Raw genomic sequence first — 1846 nt, 5'->3', positions numbered from 1 at the left:
CCCGGCCTGGGCGGCGCCGGCGGGCAGCAGGGCGGCGTCCTCGCGCAGGATCCGCAGCTGGAGCTCGGCGGGGGCGTCCTCGCCGGGCGGGAGCGAGGCGCGGGCGTCCTCGTACACGGCGAGCGCCTCGGCCTTGCGCCCGGCCTGGTAGAGGGCGCGCATCAGGACGGTGGTGAGCCGGGGGCGGCCGGGGTGCTCCAGGGCGAGGGCGGCGATCGCCGCGGTGAGGTCGGTGCGGTCGCCGAGGTCGGCGTCCAGCTCCAGTTCCGTCTCCTTGGCCGAGACCCGCTGTTCGGTGAGGCGGGTGCGGACGGCCTCGGCGTGCGGCCCGGGCAGTCCGGCCAGCGCCTCGCCGACCCAGAGCCGGTGGGCGCGGCGCAGCACCTCCCGCACCTCCCGCGGTGGTGCGCCCGCCTCGCGCAGCCGCTCGGCCTCGGCCAGCAGGGCCTCCCAGGCGGCGGCGTCCACCTCGCTGCCGGGCGCCCTGAACGCGTAGCCGTCGCCGACGCGCACCAGCGGCATCCGGTCCGGGTCGTCCCCGGCGTACGGCCGGAACGCGGTGCGCAGCCGGGAGACGGCGAGCTGGACGGCCTTGCGCGGGTCGGCCGGCGCGGCCCCGCCCCACACCCCCTCGACCAGTACCGGGACCGACACCGTGCGCCCGGCGGCGGCCAGCAGCACGGCGAGCACGGCCCGCTGCTGCGGCCGGCCCAACTCCAGTTCCAGCTCCCCGTACCACGCCCGCAGCGGTCCCAGCAGTCCGAACCGCAGCCCGGAACCCCCCATGTCACCCATCTACCCGTCCCCGAAAGTCGTCCTGCGCCGGGATCCCGCCAGTTCCGTCCGGACGGTGGGCCCCCATACCCCGGCGGCCTATGCTCTGTCACAGATTGTGCACCGGATCGTGCACAGGTTGTGCACCGGATCGAGGGCTTCGAGGGGTGGGCCGTGGGGCTCGTTTTCAGCCTGCTGGGGCCGCTGCGGGCCCGGCACGACGGTCGTGAGCTCGACCTCGGCCGACCGCAGCAGCGGGCCGTGCTCGCGGCCCTGCTGGTCCCGCCGGGGCAGCTGGTGTCCACGGATCGGCTGGTCGAGGACCTGTGGGGGGCGGACGAAACCCGCTGGCCGAAGGATCCGGTCGGGCAGATCGGCACCCACGTCCACCGTCTGCGGCGGGCCCTGGGCGAGCCCGGGCTGCTGGTCGGAGCGGCGGGCGGCTACCGGCTGGAGGCGCCGCGCACGGCGGTGGACCTCTTCCGTTACGAAGCCGAGGTGGCGGAGGCCGTCGCGCTGCGTCACCAGGATCCGCTGCGGGCGCGCGAGTCGCTGGCGCGGGCGCTGGGCGCCTGGGAGGGGCACCGGGCGCTGGACGGGGTGCCCGGGGCGTTCGCCGAGCGGGTCCGGGAGCGGCTGGCGGCCGGGCGGTTCGCGGCGGTGAAGACCCTGCTCGACCTGGACCTGTCGCTCGGCCGGCACGCCGAGGCGCTGGAGCCGCTGGCCGGGCTGGCCGCCTCGCACCCGCAGGACGAGGAGGTGCACCGGCTGCACCTGCTGGCGCTGCACCGCTGCGGCCGGACGGCGGAGGCGCTGGCGGGGTACGAGGCGCTGCGTGAGCGGCTGGACGGGGAGCTCGGTCTCGAACCCGCCCCGGCACTGGTCGAACTGGCCGGGCAGATCCGGCGCGGCGAGGCCCCGGTGCTGCTGCGGCGGCTGCCGAGGCCGAGCCAGCTGCCGCCGGACATTCCGGACCTGGTCGGGCGGGCGGCGCAGGTGCGGGAGGCGGAGCGGGTGCTGCGGGCGGCCGGGGCGCCGGTCCTGGGGCTGTCCGGTCCGGCGGGCTGCGGCG

Annotated in this window: 2 protein-coding genes; one reads left to right on the top strand and one right to left on the bottom strand. The window is 77.6% G+C overall.

Annotated elements, in window-relative coordinates:
* The coding region (locus AE652_RS40610) for a BTAD domain-containing putative transcriptional regulator (protein WP_199823230.1) at positions 1 to 795 on the bottom strand (795 nt) is incomplete at its 3' end.
* Between the two features lie 153 nt (positions 796 to 948).
* Here AE652_RS40610 and AE652_RS40605 point away from each other — a divergent pair.
* Positions 949 to 1846 (top strand): BTAD domain-containing putative transcriptional regulator (locus tag AE652_RS40605; RefSeq protein ID WP_199823229.1); only part of this gene is annotated, 898 nt, incomplete at its 3' end.

The sequence above is a fragment of the Kitasatospora sp. MY 5-36 genome, assembly GCF_001182915.1.
Taxonomy (GTDB): Bacteria; Actinomycetota; Actinomycetes; order Streptomycetales; family Streptomycetaceae; genus Kitasatospora.
Note: the sequence above shows the minus strand (reverse complement) of the source record. Positions and strands in the feature narration are given on the sequence as shown.